General features: G+C 42.5%; 15 protein-coding genes. 5 read left to right on the plus strand and 10 right to left on the minus strand.

The features are described 5' to 3' along the window. Nucleotides 1–2: 2 nt before the first annotated feature. From MKX41_RS25955 to udk, 5 genes are all read right to left on the minus strand, one after another. Nucleotides 3–1,208, minus strand: coding sequence for a Ger(x)C family spore germination protein (locus tag MKX41_RS25955; RefSeq protein WP_076286655.1), 1,206 nt, complete (start codon nucleotides 1,206–1,208; stop codon nucleotides 3–5). A gap of 44 nt (nucleotides 1,209–1,252) precedes the next feature. Then, nucleotides 1,253–1,483 carry a hypothetical protein gene (locus MKX41_RS25960; RefSeq protein ID WP_340973739.1) on the minus strand — a complete coding sequence of 77 codons (231 nt, stop codon included), beginning with the start codon at nucleotides 1,481–1,483 and terminating at the stop codon, nucleotides 1,253–1,255. A gap of 24 nt (nucleotides 1,484–1,507) precedes the next feature. Then, the gene (locus MKX41_RS25965) at nucleotides 1,508–2,620 is read right to left on the minus strand and encodes a GerAB/ArcD/ProY family transporter (protein ID WP_340973741.1); all 1,113 of its coding nucleotides are present in this window, start codon (nucleotides 2,618–2,620) and stop codon (nucleotides 1,508–1,510) included. Nucleotides 2,621–2,717: 97 nt separating this feature from the next. Beyond that, nucleotides 2,718–4,310, minus strand: coding sequence for a spore germination protein (locus MKX41_RS25970; protein WP_340973743.1), 1,593 nt, complete (start codon nucleotides 4,308–4,310; stop codon nucleotides 2,718–2,720). A gap of 160 nt (nucleotides 4,311–4,470) precedes the next feature. Next, nucleotides 4,471–5,097, minus strand: coding sequence for a uridine kinase (gene udk, locus MKX41_RS25975; RefSeq protein ID WP_042123429.1), 627 nt, complete (start codon nucleotides 5,095–5,097; stop codon nucleotides 4,471–4,473). 157 nt (nucleotides 5,098–5,254) lie between these two features. Between udk and MKX41_RS25980 the strand changes: the two genes are divergently transcribed. Further along, nucleotides 5,255–6,367: a threonine aldolase family protein gene (locus MKX41_RS25980; protein ID WP_340973744.1), complete on the plus strand. Its 1,113-nt coding sequence runs from the start codon at nucleotides 5,255–5,257 to the stop codon at nucleotides 6,365–6,367. Here MKX41_RS25980 and MKX41_RS25985 read toward each other — a convergent pair. Genes MKX41_RS25985 through MKX41_RS26000 form a run of 4 tightly spaced genes read right to left on the minus strand, consistent with a single transcriptional unit; the run spans nucleotide 6,341 to nucleotide 11,354 of the window. Further along, complete coding sequence (locus MKX41_RS25985) at nucleotides 6,341–7,657, minus strand: glycosyltransferase family A protein (protein WP_340973745.1); 1,317 nt, start codon at nucleotides 7,655–7,657, stop codon at nucleotides 6,341–6,343. The two genes, MKX41_RS25980 and MKX41_RS25985, sit on opposite strands and share 27 nt — an antisense overlap. A gap of 19 nt (nucleotides 7,658–7,676) precedes the next feature. After that, entirely contained in the window at nucleotides 7,677–9,224 is a 1,548-nt protein-coding gene (locus MKX41_RS25990) for a sugar isomerase (protein ID WP_340973746.1), read from the minus strand. Next, nucleotides 9,199–10,326: a polysaccharide pyruvyl transferase family protein gene (locus tag MKX41_RS25995; RefSeq protein ID WP_340973747.1), complete on the minus strand. Its 1,128-nt coding sequence runs from the start codon at nucleotides 10,324–10,326 to the stop codon at nucleotides 9,199–9,201. The genes MKX41_RS25990 and MKX41_RS25995 overlap by 26 nt, the downstream gene beginning before the upstream one ends. Then, the gene (locus tag MKX41_RS26000) at nucleotides 10,323–11,354 is read right to left on the minus strand and encodes a glycosyltransferase family 2 protein (protein WP_340973748.1); all 1,032 of its coding nucleotides are present in this window, start codon (nucleotides 11,352–11,354) and stop codon (nucleotides 10,323–10,325) included. The genes MKX41_RS25995 and MKX41_RS26000 overlap by 4 nt, the downstream gene beginning before the upstream one ends. A gap of 227 nt (nucleotides 11,355–11,581) precedes the next feature. On the opposite strand from MKX41_RS26000, the gene MKX41_RS26005 reads away from it, so the two are divergent. Continuing rightward, nucleotides 11,582–12,808, plus strand: coding sequence for a Zn-dependent hydrolase (locus MKX41_RS26005; protein ID WP_340975085.1), 1,227 nt, complete (start codon nucleotides 11,582–11,584; stop codon nucleotides 12,806–12,808). 281 nt (nucleotides 12,809–13,089) lie between these two features. After that, entirely contained in the window at nucleotides 13,090–14,223 is a 1,134-nt protein-coding gene (ald, locus tag MKX41_RS26010; RefSeq protein ID WP_042184149.1) for an alanine dehydrogenase, read from the plus strand. 508 nt (nucleotides 14,224–14,731) lie between these two features. Here the strand turns inward: ald and MKX41_RS26015 are convergent. Then, nucleotides 14,732–14,872: a hypothetical protein gene (locus MKX41_RS26015; RefSeq protein ID WP_340973750.1), complete on the minus strand. Its 141-nt coding sequence runs from the start codon at nucleotides 14,870–14,872 to the stop codon at nucleotides 14,732–14,734. A 154-nt stretch (nucleotides 14,873–15,026) separates the two neighbouring features. Between MKX41_RS26015 and MKX41_RS26020 the strand changes: the two genes are divergently transcribed. Further along, nucleotides 15,027–16,286 (plus strand): PucR family transcriptional regulator, encoded by a 1,260-nt coding sequence (locus tag MKX41_RS26020; RefSeq protein ID WP_340973752.1) that lies wholly within the window; start codon nucleotides 15,027–15,029, stop codon nucleotides 16,284–16,286. A gap of 78 nt (nucleotides 16,287–16,364) precedes the next feature. Beyond that, complete coding sequence (locus MKX41_RS26025; protein WP_340973753.1) at nucleotides 16,365–17,093, plus strand: protein-glutamine gamma-glutamyltransferase; 729 nt, start codon at nucleotides 16,365–16,367, stop codon at nucleotides 17,091–17,093. The last annotated feature ends 239 nt before the right edge of the window (nucleotides 17,094–17,332 follow it).

Consider the following 17,332-nt stretch of genomic DNA (forward strand, 5'->3'; position numbering starts at 1 on the left):
TATCACTTCGTCTCTTCCAAGAAAGAGTTAGTTACTTTCCCTAACTGGCGAATCTCTATGTTCATCTTTACGTTTACTGGTAAGTTAACAAAGGTTTGATCCCAATTATCCTTCAGTTTTTTCCACGCCTGTGGGTTAGAGCGATGGATGACCTCGCCAAATCCAAAAATATCGGATTTGTATTCTTGTTGTACTTTTTTAATCGTAGTCTGGAATAAATGCTCTACTTTCACGTTAGCGATTTGTTCTAATTCGGTGATGGTCTTTGGATTGGTGAGGTCTAGATTTCTACATTGAACTTCTCCTAAATCTGTTTCTATATGTTGCTCGATACTGATTTCTGGGTTGTTGCCATTCATGCTGCCTTTTACTTTTGATTCGGCCTTAAATATATCAAGAGATATCTTTTTATCTTTATCTTGGGGACAATTAATGAAGGAAATCGTACTCTTTACCTTATTCGTTAAATAGTTATACACTTTTGATTCCTCTTGGTTTAGCCAACCGATCAATTTGTCCTCTTTGAATACGGCCAATCCAGAGTATTTCAATTCTGTTGGAGAATCTACGGTTTCTACATTCTTCGGAGTTTCTCCTGCATCTACATTTCCATTGATGACAACCCCTGTTAAGACTGGATTCTTACCCTTACTTACAAGTTCTGTAATCAGTGTTCCTAATGTCACAGTAGATGTAGGTGCCCATTTTTTCTCCGATGTTTCTAGGCTGGAAAACAATCGCACAGCAGGAATCTTTTCGAGGCTAGTTAATATTTTCAAAGTATCTTCTGCCCGGGCATCCTTTGCCACCACAATAAAGTAATCATTTCGCGCTTCGGTATCTCTTGACATGAAATCAAGAACGTCATTGATTCCCTCTTTAGCCAGAGCCTCGCTAAGGACTAAGATCCGCAGATGAGAGATGTAAATTTTACGTGGACTAATGGTTGTGATCTTCCTAAGCGCTTCATATACAGTATTTCCTGTCTCTTTGTAAAGGTTAACGGGTGATTGAGGACTTCCCCCTTTTGAGCCAGCGATTTGACTGGGTAAAACCACTTGTGCAGAAACTTGATATTGATCTCCGATCTTATCGATGCCGATCCCTACGGCAATCGCGAGATCATTCATTTCCTGTCGACTCCAGCAACCAGTTAACCCAATTTGTATGAGAACAAGAAGACAAAGTAGAAGTGATCTTCGTTTCATGGTGTATTCCTCCGTTAGATCTCTCGAATTTAGTCCCATTATTTTTAAGATAACCAGGCATTTACCATGTCGGCTATAGGTTTATAGATGAACACCATCCAGGCTAGCGGGTCTGAGATCGAGATATTCATGACGTAAATCAGACTAAAAAAAGTTCCCAGCAACAGAAGAAATAAAAAAACCCAAAATTCCTTAATTAAATTTTTCCTCAGCATAAGAGGCACTTCGATGGCTATAATAACGGCTACAATGATGAGGATCACTACTATACCCAATGTTCACAACCTCCCAAACAATCTTTAGTTCCGAGATGTTAAGTTTTTGCTGAGTGCTCTACGAAATATGCCCATACTTAATAACACAAACGGTACAAAAATCCCGAAGGTTATAACATAGTACACCCAATAATTATCAAAAATAGCGTTATAATAAGTGAAATTCGGAGCAATGATTGGAGCGAGTGCCACTAAAATCATCCCTGTGGGTAAGGATAACACGCGATAATCTTTTAATTTTAATAATTGGGACAACCCCAGAACGAAAGCATAGAAGTACAAAGTTACTTTTATAAACAAAGTTAACATCCATTGTAGAGCTATCATGGCTTCAACCCGTTCGAAGAATCCGCCAACTGATATACGCCTTGCGATGTTATAACTGGGATAGATATCTCTAGTCGTCAGATCCGGACCTAACACCAGGATGGAGACGGTGAGCGTAATAAAAATTACAATACCGCCTAGAAGCGTACCCAGTAAGAAACTCTTTGTTATCATTTTTTGTTGATTTACATAAGGAAGTATCATGAGAAAGACAACTGTTTCTAAAAAGGTGTAAGTAGTGATGGAGATAGCCCCTCTTAGAACAGGCTTTATTCCATCCTCCAATACGGGCAGTATTCTGACAATTTCCATCTGGGGAATAATAGCAATCGTCTGGATTAGGAATAAGACAATGAACATAGGAATGAAGAGCTCGCTAGCTCTCCCTATAACCTCAATACCGAGTCGTATTGCCATAATCATAATCAGTATAAACAAGATTAGAGTGGCCGGAATAGGGGTTCCAGGTAACATTTCAGAGGTCACAAAATCACCGATTTCTCGCATACTTCCAACGGAAACCATAAGAAAATAGATTAAAAATGTAAGGGATATAATAGTTCCTATCCATTTTCCAAAAGCCTTTTGAATCACTTGAATAAGCGTTAAATTGGGATATGACTTTGCGAACTTGCTGTACATATAGACTGCTAATAAACCTGCTACCATCCCAATTAAAGTGGAAATCCAGGCATTTTGTCTGGCGTATGCTGTAGTGGAAGAGGGAATTATAAGGATAGAATCGCCAATAGTAAGGAGCATGACAAGAATGGTTAGCTGACGGGCACTTATTTTTCCCTTTTCTAACATGGTTTCGTTCACTCCTAATGATTACTTCATTTCTTCCAAGAAAGAGTTAGTTACTTTCCCAAACAAGCGAATTTAACAAAGATTTTCGTTTCAAGATTTATTCCTCCGTCAGATCTCCCGGTTTTTCCGGCGGTGTACTCTTTTCCCGAACGAGATTTTTTTGATTAATTAGCTTAGGACGGGTAAACATAGCCCAACGAGGCATTCGAAAAAAGGTGTCCTTTTGATCAACAAGATTAAACGGAGCTAGCGGGCTCATATAAGGAACTCCAAAGGAACGTAAACTGCACATGTGCAGAACAATCGCAATAATCCCGATAATGATCCCGAACAATCCAAAGGAAGCCGCTAGAAACATCATTGGGAAACGAAGCATTCTGACCGTCAAGGCGAGATCAAAGGCTGGTAGTACAAAGCTGGAGATTGCCGTGACAGCTACGACAATGAGCATGGCGGCAGAAACAATGCCAGCATCTACTGCAGCCGTTCCAATGACTAGCGTTCCTACTATAGAGACAGATTGGGCTATGGTTTGAGGCATACGCACACTGGCTTCTCTTAGAATCTCAAAAGCAAGCTCCATTAAGAGGGCTTCAATAAACGCTGGAAGCGGCACGCCTTCCCGTTGAGCAGCTAAACTAATGAGTAGCGTTGTGGGCAACATCTCTTGATGGAAGGTAGTAATAGCTACATATAAAGATGGGGCTAATAATGAAATGAATATACAGAAATAACGGAGCATCCGAACTAAGGTACCAACATCTGCACGTTGGTAGTAATCCTCAGCGGTCTGCATGAAGGAAACGAATGTAGTAGGAACCGTCATGACTATAGGCGTTCCATCTACTAAAATAGCTACTTTTCCTTCCATTAGCGCAGCTGCAATAACATCAGGTCGTTCGGTATGATGGATCGTTGGAAATGGAGTATAGGTTTCATCCTCGATTAATTCCTCGATATAACCACTCTCCAAGATGCCATCGATGTCGATTCGATCTAAACGTGTATGTACTTCTTGTACAATCCCATCATCTACAATTCCTTTGATATACATAATGGATACATCGGTTTGGGTCATACGTCCGATTTGTTGTGTTTCTAACCACAGATTTGGATCTTTTATTTTCCGCCGGATTAATGCAGTGTTGGTACGCAAGCTTTCTGTGAAGGCTTCCTTAGGTCCGCGGATCACCGTTTCGGTGGCACTTTCTGATACACCTCGATCTTTCCATCCACGCATGCCAATCGTGAAACCCTTAGCGTATCCATCTAGTAAAAGGATCACATCTCCGGATAATAAGGAGGTTAACAAAGAATGGAACTCGGTCGCATCTTTGATATCACCTACGGTAAGCATGTGATTTTTTAATAAGGAATAGTTGTCATTCTCAGGTACTAAGCTCAAATCTGGAATTTCTAAGACAAGAGACTCCAGAATGAAATCCTGAATAGCTTTACTGTCAGCAAGTCCATCCGTATAGAAAATAGCGGCTTTAATCTTATGTTTGGAGCCAATGAAGAAATCTCTGACCACAAGGTCTGTGCTATTGCCGAGCGTCTTTTTTATATGTTCAATATTATCTTGAAGGTTTTCTTTGAGAGGTTCTTTAGGTAATTCTCTAGTGGGGTTGGGGTGCCCTAATGTAGGGTTTTTGAATATTTTAGTTATTGTTCTGTTTAGAAATCCCATAGTTGTTATCCCTCTTCCGCAAACTGCTGTGAAATTAGCTATTACCAAAATGCGGTGGGATTATTCTTTGAATAGTCAACTGCAGGTTTGGGGATGAACATGCAAAAAAGCCGTCGAGAGAATCTCGACAGCTAGGGTTAGAACTAGGTATTTAAGAACTTTAGGACGTCCAGTCGTTATATAAATGTTTCTCAGTTAGGATGGACAACAACTGGATACCGACCTCATTATGGCCACCTTCAGGGATGATCAAATCGGCGTATTTTTTGGATGGCTCAATAAAAGCTTCGTGCATCGGTTTAACCGTGCTCAAATATTGGTGATGGATCGATTGAATGCTCCGACCACGTTCCTCGATATCGCGGAGTACCCGGCGGAGGATGCGTACATCAGGATCAGCATCAACAAAGACTTTGATATCAAGCATATCGCGGAGGTTCTCGTCGGATAGAACATGGAGTCCCTCGATGATTACAATATTGTTGGGTTTCAGTTCTACAGTCTCCGTAGTGGAGCGGGCATGAACTGTGAAGTCATACACCGGTGCATATGCGGCCCTATCTTCTCGCAGACATTTAAGATGCTCAATAAGCAGCTCGTTATCGAAAGCGAAAGGATGATCGTAATTGATGGATTCACGTTCAGCGAAGCTGAGGTGTGAATGATCTTTATAGTAGTTATCTTGAGATATGAAAGTTACCTTTCCCGTTCCAAGACGGTCAATGACGGAGCGGGCTACGGTTGTTTTTCCCGAGCCGGTGCCGCCGGCGATACCAATGATGAGCATGTGATTCAATAACCCTCCCTAAGATTGCCGTTGCAATTCCAATATTGTAGCACAGCGCTCATGTTTTTTCACCTTAGATCGGGTAAAATTAAGATGGGATTTTTTGAAATTCGTCTATATTAGGGACAAGGCAAACACGGAAGGGGCAATTCTACCAATGAACGGAAAAAAATCAGTGCAAGAGGCGTTTAATGAAACGACTTATCGAATCGTAGGACATGGGGATCGAGATGTTCAAGTCTTGAAGGAAGCCTTTGAAGCTGTAGAGAATAGTACACCATCTGATATTTATGGATCGGGAAAGGTGATTGAGGATTTCCAGTCGGAAATGGCGAAGCTTTTGGGAAAAGAAACAGCAGTCTTCTTTCCGAGTGGAACGATGGCACAGCAAATCGCTTTAAGAATATGGTGTGATGAAAAAGGACTCAAGAGCGTCGCCTATCACCCTTTATGTCATTTAGAGATCCATGAGCAGGATGGGTTGAAGGAATTGCATCATATCGAGCCTGTCCTACTTGCGGATAAGAATCGACTAATTACCTTGGATGATGTATTACAAATGAAGGATGATATTGCTTGTCTGCTGCTTGAATTGCCACAGCGTGAGATTGGCGGACAGTTACCAGAGTATCAGGAGCTTGAAGCGATTTCTGCACATTGCCGTGCTCGGGGAATTAAGCTGCATTTGGATGGCGCAAGATTGCTTGAGACGCTTCCCTATTATGGAAAGACAGCTGCTGAGATCTGCGCCCTCTTTGATAGTGTCTATATCTCACTGTATAAAGGAATCGGAGGAATTGCTGGCGCGATTCTTGCAGGCGGTGAGGAGTTTACGAAGCAATCGAAGATATGGAAACGGCGGCATGGTGGCGACCTAATCAGTCTGTATCCATACATTATTTCCTCTGATTATTACTACCAGCAAAGAGTAGAAAAGATGCAGCAGTATTATGAAGGGGCTAAAGAGCTTGCTGCTTTAGTTAATCAATGTCATGCGGTGACTACGTTACCTGCTGAGCCTGTCTCCAACATGTTTCATATGCATTTTCAAATGTCTAGGGAGAGCATTGAACCGATCCTGTCTTCTGCATATGAGGCAACAGGAATCGGTTTAAGCGCAGCGATAAGACCAACGGGAGAACATAGTTCTTATTGTGAGATCAGTATTGGAGACAAGTACGCCGACATTCCTAAAGAAGAGGTAAAAGGATTCTTACTGCTGCTCGATAAGCTAATGCGTGAATCATCTTCCGAGCAGCGTTCGAAGTAACGAGATCCGTAATAATTGTTTTTTAATAAGCTTTGTACGGAATTCATTTCTTAATTGATTGTAGATCGGCGGGCAATGGTTAAGGGCCCAATGATACATGAATTTAAAGTCTGTGGCGTCTTTCGCAGAATTTAATAAATAGTATGAGATCGTATCATATGCATTATGGTTAAACCATTCCGTCATTTCCTGCTCGTGATAGCCATATTTCTGAACGGCCATATTCTTAATTAACAGCTTCTCCTCCAGATTCTCAATTAAGAATCGCTGACTCAAATTAAAAGTAATGTTGTCCCCGTGTAATCTGTACACACCGGCAAGGGTATCAATGAAGCCAGCATCACCGATGAGCAAGGAACGCAGATAAATAGAAGCATCGTTAACCATGTTCATATTCAGGATATCCATAGCCATTAAAGCCTCACGCTTAAAGACAGTTGTTAAGGTGGAGGAGGGCTTCGGATATCCTTTTTTCTCGAAATTCATGAAATAATCCTGCTTCTTAATAATCCTGCTTAGCTGTAGGCTACTGATCTTCAGTTGCTTGGCCTTTGAAAATTCAAGAAACACATTAGCAGCCACAAATGATATTTCGGGATGGTGATTGTGAAAGTCGACAGCCTTACTTAAATAATTCATATCAATCAGATAGTCATCATCATCGAGAAAAAGAACGTACTCCCCATCACCATGAGCAGCAAAAGCCTTACGGCGATTATTTCCCGGCCCGCTATTCTTTTCGTTCCGCATATATATTACCCGTGACTCGCTTCCGAAGCTTTGATGCATTAACTCTTCCGTGCCATCTGTAGAGCAATCATCAATAACTGTGATCTCTATATAAGGATAGTCTTGCTTTAAGATGCTTTGGATCGCTTGATATAGAAATGCCTTTCTATTGTAAGTAGTGATAATGACACTAACCTTGGGATAATCGGCAAAGGAAAGGAGTGCTGAGTGTGAAGTATCCGTATGGGAGGACTGATGTTTGATTGCAACGATCCCATGGATTAACCCGTCAATTTCTTCGTTCACAATACTGAATTGCTCTGACAGATAGAACCTTAATGCATCTTCTGAAGCTCTGCCTGTGAGATAAGCACGGATCACCTCAGATAAGATTTCTAGATAGGTTTTAACTTGCGGATTTTGTTCTTTATCTATGATCAGGCGGCATCGTTGGAATATCTCTTGATCATCCAATTGAAGGGCAGATGAATGGTTGATTTCATCATTAAGGTCATTTAAAAAGACGTAACAGGCTTGCTGCAAAACCTCGCTATGATCCATTTGGGGTCCTCCTGATGTGTTATTTGGATAAACTACTTACCTCAGGTCTAGCAATAACCTTATTTTTGAGCTTAGTTCGGTATATTTTGAGATGCCCCCACGTATACAGGAATACTTCCCGTTCCATCAAGGAGGCGATTACGAAATAGACAGGCAAGATCACAAGTCCTAGCAGTGCACCCCACAACATAATTCCTGCATAGGAATGGATAGGGATGTCGATGGCGCTGGAGACCAGAATAATGCCCACAAAAACTACTGCATTCGTTAGCCATCTTCTAAAAGTGACCCAAGGGCTCCGATCCAGCAGATGTCTGCTAGCATAGACCACGATATCTATGGAACGATACAAGAGAGCGGCTATCGTCCCCATCAATACACCGTAAATTCCCATAAAGATAACGAAGACAATAGAAGCGACTAGATTGATAGCGGATTCTAAAATGGAACGGTTCTGTGTGTTCTTGAAATGTCCGGCGATCGTAATCACATTATTGGAGGAAGCTCTGGCATTGGTTAATAATTTGATGACTACGAACAGGATCGGCAGCCACATATCGATATAATTCACGTCATTTACCCCAGCAGTATACAGTTTCATAAAAGGTACAATTAGAATGTAAGCTACCGTTAGAATCGAGAAAATGAGCCCCATAAAATATACTTCGTAAGCATCATAAAATTTAATAAAGGCTTCTTTACTCTCATGAAAGCTCTGACCGAGAGCAGCCTTCACGCTTCCGTTTATGGTTTGGACGATGTTATCTACAATCGTAAAAATCATGTTGTACATGACATAAATGCTGACGATCTTTAAGTTCGTAAATATAGTCAGGATCAGCACGTCGGTATTTCTAAACACTAAGTAGGAGATCTCATGGACTAGCACGGAATTTTTTTGCCCAATGGCTTCATAGTCTGGTTTGAGATTTAGGTTGATCCATTTGTAATGCTTATTGATATAAATATAGAAGACGACGATTTGAAGTATGGTCAATATGAAATAGGAAGCTTGCACAGCAATGATGTTAACGCCTTGAAGTAATAACAGAATCCGAATTACATTGTTCAGAATATTAGCTACGGTGACTATAGAAGTCTCTACATAGCTTTTTCCCTCTGCAGCGAGAAGCACTTTGAATTTCCCTTGGAAATAATAATTGATCGCTCCGCCCATTCCTGTGAGTAAAATAATGAGCATAATCGATAATCGATCGATGTCAGAAGTGATCACTAATGGATACACGGTGGCGATTAGAAGGACGGCGAAGAAATAATAAATGCCTGTTTTTTTATAATAGCTAGAGGTGGCGGCCAAAATAGAGTTGATGTGGTTCTTATCATCCGAAGCTACTGGCTTATATAGGGCTTGGATCGAAGCGGCGCCTACGCCGGCTTCCAGCAGTGCCAAATAACTAATAATTTGTACAATAGAAGCGATTAAACCATTGGCCTCTGAGCCATAGTTGACCATAATCAGCCGGGGGATAAAAAAACCGAGGATGATCGTAATGAGCTGACTCCCAAGTCCAAAAGATAAGTTAAGAATGCTCCGCTTGGCTCTCATGACGTATCCTCCTTTCGTAAAGCGATAAATACGTATCCAGATGCTCGAAATGCCTTTCGGCATGTTTGGCTTGCGGCGTGACATCCATATAGTGAGTAGTCATACTTTCAAAAACCTGCGCAGGCTGGAGCTGCTCCAGTGTAGTGAAATCGGTATATAGCCCTTTGAACTGGGCATCTTCCATTACATTGATCATTTTTTTGCTGTAAGCGACGGGAAACACTGGTTTACCCAAAACCCAGCCGAGGATCATCGCATGGAATCTTGAAGCTACGATAAAGCTGGAATGGGCTAGAACGGCCAAGACCTCTTCCATATTCGTTTTATATAAATGCACTTGGGTGGCATCCTCATAGGAGTGGCCCATAAGATTCCGGATTTCCTCAATCGCCAGCTGATCGCCTTCGTGTTCACAAAATGACATAAAATGAACAGCGTAGCCTTTTTCAATGAAATAAATTGCGAGTTCTTTCATTTTTTCATAATAGAGGTTGTCAAAACCGTTCAGACCTTTAGCAGAAGGCTTAATGACGGATAAGACGATATAATCCTCTGGTTCGGTTTGAAGATCTGACGGGTTAAGCTGAAAAATAATATCGGGTGCTAAACGGACATGATCCAGATCCTCAAATAAATCATAAGAGTACTTTTCTCTAAAGCAGATATCTGTATAGTCCTTAAAAACCCGCCTGTGTTCCTCATAATATTCTTTATCTGTGTAAGGGCCGAAATTCGATCCTAATAAATAGTAGGGCTTGTTCTTATTCCGGATGGCTTCTGCGTTCTTAAAATGCTCCTCCCAATGCTCTGCCTGCATAAAGATCGAGCCGCCGATATGAACAACACCATCGGAACGATTTGCCATGAATTTTTGCGCCAGATTATGTATCTTTAACCTTCTGCAAATAAAGGCAATGCCTCTTAAGAAAATGGAATCGGAAGGATACACTTTGAGGTTCCTGATCTCTTTGAAGCATAGCTTGTATAGGCGTGGAGCACAGATTCTGAATTCGGTATCCGGATACCTTTCACATAGCACCTTTATGAATAAATCATCGCCCAAATTAAATTCGGTATAGGCATAGATCAGCATCTTCTTCATATTCTAGATTCCTTTCGCTTGAACCTGGATAAGCTTCTCTCCACAGAAATGAATCTGTGATATAGAAGCGGGGAGATTAAGAATGCTCGGATATAAAGGGCTAATCTTCGATCATTCCCTCTATAACGTCTTATGAGTTCATACATTTCTTGGTTTAGTTCCGGATAGGTATGATCGATGTCGCGAAGTAACTTATGAATGCTTACGCCTTCTGTCCCATTTAGACAGGTTTTTAGGTTGAAAAAGTAATTCTCGATCAATTCGCGATTTCTTATATAAGGAGATATCATATCCAGCTTCTCAAAGGGATGGGCCTCGAAATAAGCATCTACCCGTTTGAATACACCAACGACATCAAATTTTTTCACATTATAGCTGTTGGAAATCGACGTGTTTCTTTGTAAATAAAACGATAATATATCCGGCAATGTGATGACTGTAGCGGCTCTGGATAAGGCTTTGTAGATAAATTCCTGATCTTCTCCATTCACACAGCGTTCCGTATATTGGAGCCCATGAAGGAGCAATAATTCCCGGTTATACGCTATGCTCCCTGTCCATATTCGCAAGCTTTTGTTCACAAAAATATGAGTCAGCGCTTCACTGCCTGTTATGTCGCTATAAGCGGATGTATAACTCAAAGTAGTGACTCCATCCTCTGAAACATGGTTATAACCCCAGCAGATAATCTCGGGGCCAGCGTCATGGATATAGGTATGAATGGTCCGCACTAAGTCTGCAGAAATATAATCATCTCCATCCAGAAACAACACATAATTCCCTGTGGCTTCTGCTAGGCCTCTATTTCTAGCCGAACTAACCCCCTGATTCTCTGTTCGAATGACTTTGCAGGAAAGGGTGGGGTGAAGTGCGAGAATATTTGCTATAACGTTGTAAGTGTTATCCGTAGATCCGTCATCCACGATAATAACCTCGAAATGCGGTTCACTTTGGGTAAGGAGTGAATTAAACATAGGGGTTATATAATGTTCTATATTGTATACTGGGACCACAATGCTTAGATTCATGTGCTGCTCCTTTCCTTGGTAGAACTGGATAAATAGCTATCTTAAGCTTACCCTCCGTCTCAAAAGATTGTATATACTACTTTAGTTTACTTATTGCTACCTCTATTTTGTTGTAACATTACGCGAATAATAATTATTACAGTATGTAAAATGACAATCATATCGATTGGTATAACATATATAGAAAGTCTATAAAATCATGAACGCTCGAAGCGGAGGGACCTATGATGCAGCTGCAAAAAATATTCGTGAACGGTGAGAGATTAAAGAATACGATTGAGGCATTTGCGGATTATGGGCGTACAGATAACAACGGCGTGACCCGGTTATCGCTGACGGAAGAGGATCTTAAGGTTCGGGATTATTTTCGATCCTGTTGTGAAGAATTGGGGATGTCTGTGAAGGTGGATGATATGGGCACGATGTACGCTACGCTTGCGGGTGTAGAGTCTGGGCCTCCTATTGTGATTGGTTCGCATATGGATACTGTGAAAAAAGGCGGCAGATTCGATGGTATCCTTGGGGTAATCGCTGGACTAGAGGTAGTTCGCACACTCGTGGATCACGGGATAAAACCGAAGCTATCGGTGACCATTATGAATTTCACAAATGAAGAAGGGGCTCGCTTTGAGCCTTCGATGATGGCTTCTGGTGTGCTGGCCGGTAAGTTCGACAAGGCAGAAATGTTGAATAAAAAAGATCCGGAGGGCATTACCTTTGGCGAAGCGCTGGAGGAGAGTGGATATGAGGGAGACGCGAGCAATCGTATTACCGAAGCCACTGCTTATTTGGAGCTTCACATCGAGCAAGGTCCCGTGCTAGAACAAGAAGAACTGTCGATTGGTCTGGTGGACTGTGTAGTTGGCATGGCCTGTTATGAGATTGAGGCGACGGGGGAATCGGATCATGCGGGCACCACGCCTATGGCAATGCGCAAGGATGCCTTGTTCGCTGCCACGGATTTGATCACGGAGCTTAGAAACAAGCTTAGTGGACTCGATTCTGAACTGGTGTATACCATGGGCAGAATGAATGTGTTTCCTAATATTCATACCGTCATTCCCAATAAAGTGATCTTCACCATTGAGGCTAGACATAAAGATATGGAGATTGTTCGTGAGGTGGAAGCTATTATTCATAGCTTGCCGGAGATGCTACTGGACTGCGGAGTAAGTAAGACCAAGCTTTGGGGTAGAGAGACTGTTTGGTTTGACCGGGGGATATGTGATTTAGTAGAGCAAGCGGCAGAAGCCTTGGGTTATTCTAAACGGAAGATCGCAAGTGGCGCAGGGCATGATGCTCAGTTCGTAGCCAGCTTTCTGCCATCCGCGATGGTGTTTGTACCTAGTGTGAAGGGAAAAAGTCATTGTGAAGAGGAGTTTACCTCCTATGAAGACTGTGAAAAAGGGGTAAATGTAATCCTAGAAACGGTGTTGTTATTACTGTCAAAGTAATGCGCGTCACTAAACATAACATTCCATTATGGAAGTAGTGCTTTAATTTCATACAAAATCGTCAAAAAGACACTTTAAGCAGTGTCTTTTTTTATGAGATAATGATTAGGGTTGTGTTGGGTACCAAATGACATAAAGTTACTGGGCGGTTTAAGTCGAATCCTTTGTGTAAAAACACAATGATGATAGATAATATTTTAATTTTTTACCAAATTGGGAATACTAAACGTATGTTATCATTCTTTACATAAGGGATCTACATTAGACGGGAGAGATGAATGATGATTATCGGAGTGCCTAAAGAAATTAAAAATAATGAGAATCGTGTAGCCATAACGCCTGCGGGTGTAGTTAGCCTTATTAAAGAAGGACATCAAGTGCTGGTGGAAGCTGGGGCTGGTGTGGGAAGTGGATTTCCGAACGAAGAGTATGCTTCTGCCGGAGCGAAGCTGATTCAGGACGCAGCTACGGTCTGGAGCTCTGCCGAAATGGTGATGAAAGTGAAAGAACCGCTGGAAAGCGAGTACCCTTATTTCCGTCCAGGCCTTATTTTGTTCACGTATCTGCATCTTGCGCCTGAACCTTCTCTGGCCGCTGCGCTCAAAGACAAAGGTGTCTTTGCCATCGGGTATGAGACGGTTGTTCATGAACGTACCTTGCCGTTATTAACACCGATGAGTGAAGTGGCGGGCCGGATGTCTGTTCAGCTTGGCGCTCAGTTCTTGCAAAAAAACTATGGCGGACAAGGGATTCTTCTCTCCGGTGTTCCCGGGGTTAGTCGTGGCAAAGTTAGCATTATCGGCGGTGGAGTAGTAGGTACAAACGCTGCAAAAATGGCTATCGGTTTGGGTGCTGATGTTACAATTGTTGACCTCAGTGCAGAAAGATTGCGTCAATTAGATGATATTTTTGGGGCACAGATCAATACGCTGATCTCTAACCCTTACAATATTGCCAAAGTGGTAGCTGAGGCAGATCTGCTGGTAGGTGCGGTGTTGATTCCGGGTGCGAAAGCACCGAAGCTGGTTACAGAAGAAATGGTCAAGACCATGAAGCCGGGATCAGTGATTGTCGATGTGGCCATTGACCAAGGTGGTATCGTAGAGACGATCGACAGAGTGACAACACATGATAATCCTGTATTTATCAAGCACGGCGTGCTGCATTATTCTGTTGCTAATATGCCGGGCGCTGTGGCCAAAACTTCGACGATCGCTTTAACCAATGTCACCGTTCCATACGCCCTGCAAATTGCCAATAAAGGCGTGATTAAGGCGATTCAGGATAATGCCGGCCTAAGAAGCGGCGTAAATGTCGCCAACGGTAAAATCACCTGCCAAGCCGTGGCTGAAGCACTTGGCGAGAAACATTTTACGGTAGAACAAGCTATGGAGCAGACGTTCACGATGAGCTAAATAGAGCTAAATTGAGATGAATAGATGCGTTCCAAATGAGTGGTGATATTTAGGGACAATAGACAGCGAATTCCCGCTTTGGGAGTTTGCTGTTTGTTGTTTCTGGGAGTAATATTTTCGGCTCAGTTCGATGTGGGGAGGATCTGGCAGAAGTCTGCTAGTTTGATCTAGGAGGTAGCTAGGAGTGGCCTCAGTGTGCTAGATCCAGCAGAGATCTACTAGTTCGGTGTTAAAGGCTGTAGGACTGCGTTATGAAGATCGTTGGATCGGGTGGATGTGTGTTGGTGATGATTTTTAGGGAAATCCTCCCTAAAAATTACGCGAAAATAGCTTGAAACGCTATAATTAGGGAATTTCTCCCTAAAAATACGAAGAATATGCCCAATAATAACCTGATCGGTTGAATATTAGGGAGTTTTTCCCTGATTAGTAGTAAACCAAGCCTAAAATACAGAATTTTAGGGAGGAATTCCCTAAAAACTCTAAAGGGGCTCTATCAAGTAGCGGTTTAAGTGTTGTCGCGCCACTCTGTCACCTCGCTTCCAGTAATCCGCAGCAACGTAACCTGCAACTCCGTCCCACGCCACTCCATAACCCCGCCATTTCGCAACCAACGTAACCTGTACTCAGCAAATACGCCCCCACGCAACTCTATAACCTCGTAACTCCTCCACCCGGCGATCTCAAGGTCCCGCCATCTCGCCCCATCCCATTATCTTATAGTCAGCTGGGAGCACGCATACTATAATAAAATCACTCTAGAGTACAAGGTTCGGCTATTTTTTCAGGCAGGGGTGGGGCTAGTGACGGAAAAGGATCCATTGTTTGATCGTTTCTTCGATAGTATGGAATCGTTGGCGGATGCGATTAGTGAATCTCTTCAATCCCAAGTTACGATTGAGGACAGCAATCACCATGTGATCGGATACAGCTCCCATCAATTTGAGAGTGATTCCGCGAGAATTTCGACCATTATTGGAAAGCGTGTACCTAACGCTGTCATTATTGGCTTACGCAAGAAGGGGATTATGCAGCAGCTTGAGAGCGCTACACGTCCGATTCGGATTCCTGCGGTCATGGAGGTAGGTCTTGGCCCCCGACTCGCTATTTGCATCAAACATCAGAAGGAAATACTCGGGTACATATGGGTAGTGGATGCAGGCAATCTAGTTGAAGGACACGCAGAGAATATTGTAGAGAAAGCGGCGGCCATCGTTGGTCGTTATATATTGAAGCAACGGGGTTGGAAGACGAAGCAGGAGAAAACGCAGGAGGATTTTTTCTGGAAGCTGCTTACCTCCCATTATGACAATGAAGCGAATATCAAGCAGGATGCGGAAGTTTGGTCGATTCTTTTGCCGGACAAATATTATATTAGCGTGTTTGAGAGTGACAAGGTCATCAATGACCACTTCGTACTTCGGTTTCGGCAAACTATGACCTCCTATCCGGGGCTGAAATTATTGTTTCTTACTGCTGAGCACAATCGGTTAATTATATTGTTTTCATTCAGCTTTCGCATGGAAGGGACGGGTGGTCTGTATTCGTTCATGCACAAAATTATCGAGGATATGCGTAAGAGTGAGAGCTGTATGCTGGCTGCAGGCTGTAGCCTGGATTACACTGAATATATGTCGGCAGCCATTGCGTACTGGGAAGCGGGTTCCATTCTGGAAATCAAGAAGCTGCTGCCTTTTCATGGCCGAGAGTTACTATTGTATGAGGATATTGGATTTTGGGCGTATGTTCCGGCTATTATAGAGCAAAAACGTAGTCGGACCCGTAAAAGTCCTTTACTGTATCCCCTAAAAGAGCATGATCGCGAGCATAAAAGTGATTTTCTAAAAACCATTGCCGTTTATTTATCACTCAGTGGAAACTTGAAGGAATCCGCCGCTTTTTTACATATTCATACCAACACATTGCTGTACAGATTAAATCGCATAGCAGAGATTACGGGAAAAAGCTTAAAGGATACGGGATACCGCACTTCTATATATTTGGATATTTTGACGGAAGAGACCAGGCAGCTCAATCAGTGGTTTCTTGAGTCGGGGGAATAAAATGAATTAAGCACCAACTGGGCAGCGAACACGTACAATAACCTATATTTAGAACCTATAATATTGGAGGGACTAAGCATGGTGAAGGAAGTTCGTTCACCCGATGCCCTTGACTTTGAACGGAAAATGAGAGACAGCATCGTGGAATCGGCGGAAGCTTTAAATAACAGTGGAGCGGATTTTGCAACATTTGATGAGTCGCGCTGCAACCCGCAGTTTTGGACGCGTACAGATATTGGAGGACTACAGCTGAACGCTGGTGTGGCGCCTTCGGTGGGGATTAAAGACATTTTTCAGAACGGACATTTATATGCCTTCGAATGTGCGACAGCGATGGTCATTGTTATGTACAGGGCGACAATTGAAGCTATAGGTGAAGAAGCCTTTAATAGGTATTTTACGGATTTATTCTTATGGGATTGGAACTACGACGAGAATCTGCGCTTAGTTACGAACTATAATAAGGATCAGATGCTGCGGGGAGATATTGTGTATTTCAGGAATCCAGATCATGCGCCTAGCAAGCCAGAGTGGCAGGGTGAGAATGCTGTTAAGCTTGAAGAAGACCTGTATTATGGCCACGGCATTGGGATAACCACTGCAGAAGTCATCATAGCCTCTCTTAATGAGGAAAGATCGCCCGGAAGCAATACCTCAGCTTTTCTTACGAATGAGTCGATACATCCTGATTTTAATTATTTACAGCGACTATCTACAGGTTCTGTCTTACCCATGGCGGAAAATAGAGGCTCTGAGTGCACTGTGTTTTCAAGAATAGGGACTAGAAGCTACATTTATAAGATTTAACAGCTAAGAGGGTCCCAAGAAGAGTAATCTTCCTGAAAAAAAGGGGCTGTCTCATAAGTAGATGTTCTACAAAAGAAACAGCCCCGGTTATTCTTCAGTTGTCCATAACACGAACGAGGTGGTGTTCTGGAATCACTTCACCATCCGTTTGTCCGTCATACGTAGTTTCAGTAAAGACACCATCTAGGGTGTCTTTTTTTCGTGTGGATTCAATAGTTCTAGTTCGTAGTCATTAAAGC

Source organism: Paenibacillus sp. FSL R5-0475 (assembly GCF_038004585.1).
Taxonomy (GTDB): Bacteria; Bacillota; Bacilli; order Paenibacillales; family Paenibacillaceae; genus Paenibacillus_AQ.

What these genes read in the sequence shown, in the direction of transcription:
- MKX41_RS25955 (WP_076286655.1), bottom strand. Translation starts at nt 1,208, where the DNA reads ATGAAACGAAGATCACTTCTACTTTGTCTTCTTGTTCTCATACAAATT.
- MKX41_RS25965 (WP_340973741.1), bottom strand. Translation starts at nt 2,620, where the DNA reads ATGTTAGAAAAGGGAAAAATAAGTGCCCGTCAGCTAACCATTCTTGTC.
- MKX41_RS25970 (WP_340973743.1), bottom strand. Translation starts at nt 4,310, where the DNA reads ATGGGATTTCTAAACAGAACAATAACTAAAATATTCAAAAACCCTACA.
- udk (WP_042123429.1), bottom strand. Translation starts at nt 5,097, where the DNA reads ATGCTCATCATTGGTATCGCCGGCGGCACCGGCTCGGGAAAAACAACC.
- MKX41_RS25980 (WP_340973744.1), top strand. Translation starts at nt 5,255, where the DNA reads ATGAACGGAAAAAAATCAGTGCAAGAGGCGTTTAATGAAACGACTTAT.
- MKX41_RS25985 (WP_340973745.1), bottom strand. Translation starts at nt 7,657, where the DNA reads ATGGATCATAGCGAGGTTTTGCAGCAAGCCTGTTACGTCTTTTTAAAT.
- MKX41_RS25990 (WP_340973746.1), bottom strand. Translation starts at nt 9,224, where the DNA reads ATGAGAGCCAAGCGGAGCATTCTTAACTTATCTTTTGGACTTGGGAGT.
- MKX41_RS25995 (WP_340973747.1), bottom strand. Translation starts at nt 10,326, where the DNA reads ATGAAGAAGATGCTGATCTATGCCTATACCGAATTTAATTTGGGCGAT.
- MKX41_RS26000 (WP_340973748.1), bottom strand. Translation starts at nt 11,354, where the DNA reads ATGAATCTAAGCATTGTGGTCCCAGTATACAATATAGAACATTATATA.
- MKX41_RS26005 (WP_340975085.1), top strand. Translation starts at nt 11,582, where the DNA reads ATGCAGCTGCAAAAAATATTCGTGAACGGTGAGAGATTAAAGAATACG.
- ald (WP_042184149.1), top strand. Translation starts at nt 13,090, where the DNA reads ATGATTATCGGAGTGCCTAAAGAAATTAAAAATAATGAGAATCGTGTA.
- MKX41_RS26025 (WP_340973753.1), top strand. Translation starts at nt 16,365, where the DNA reads ATGGTGAAGGAAGTTCGTTCACCCGATGCCCTTGACTTTGAACGGAAA.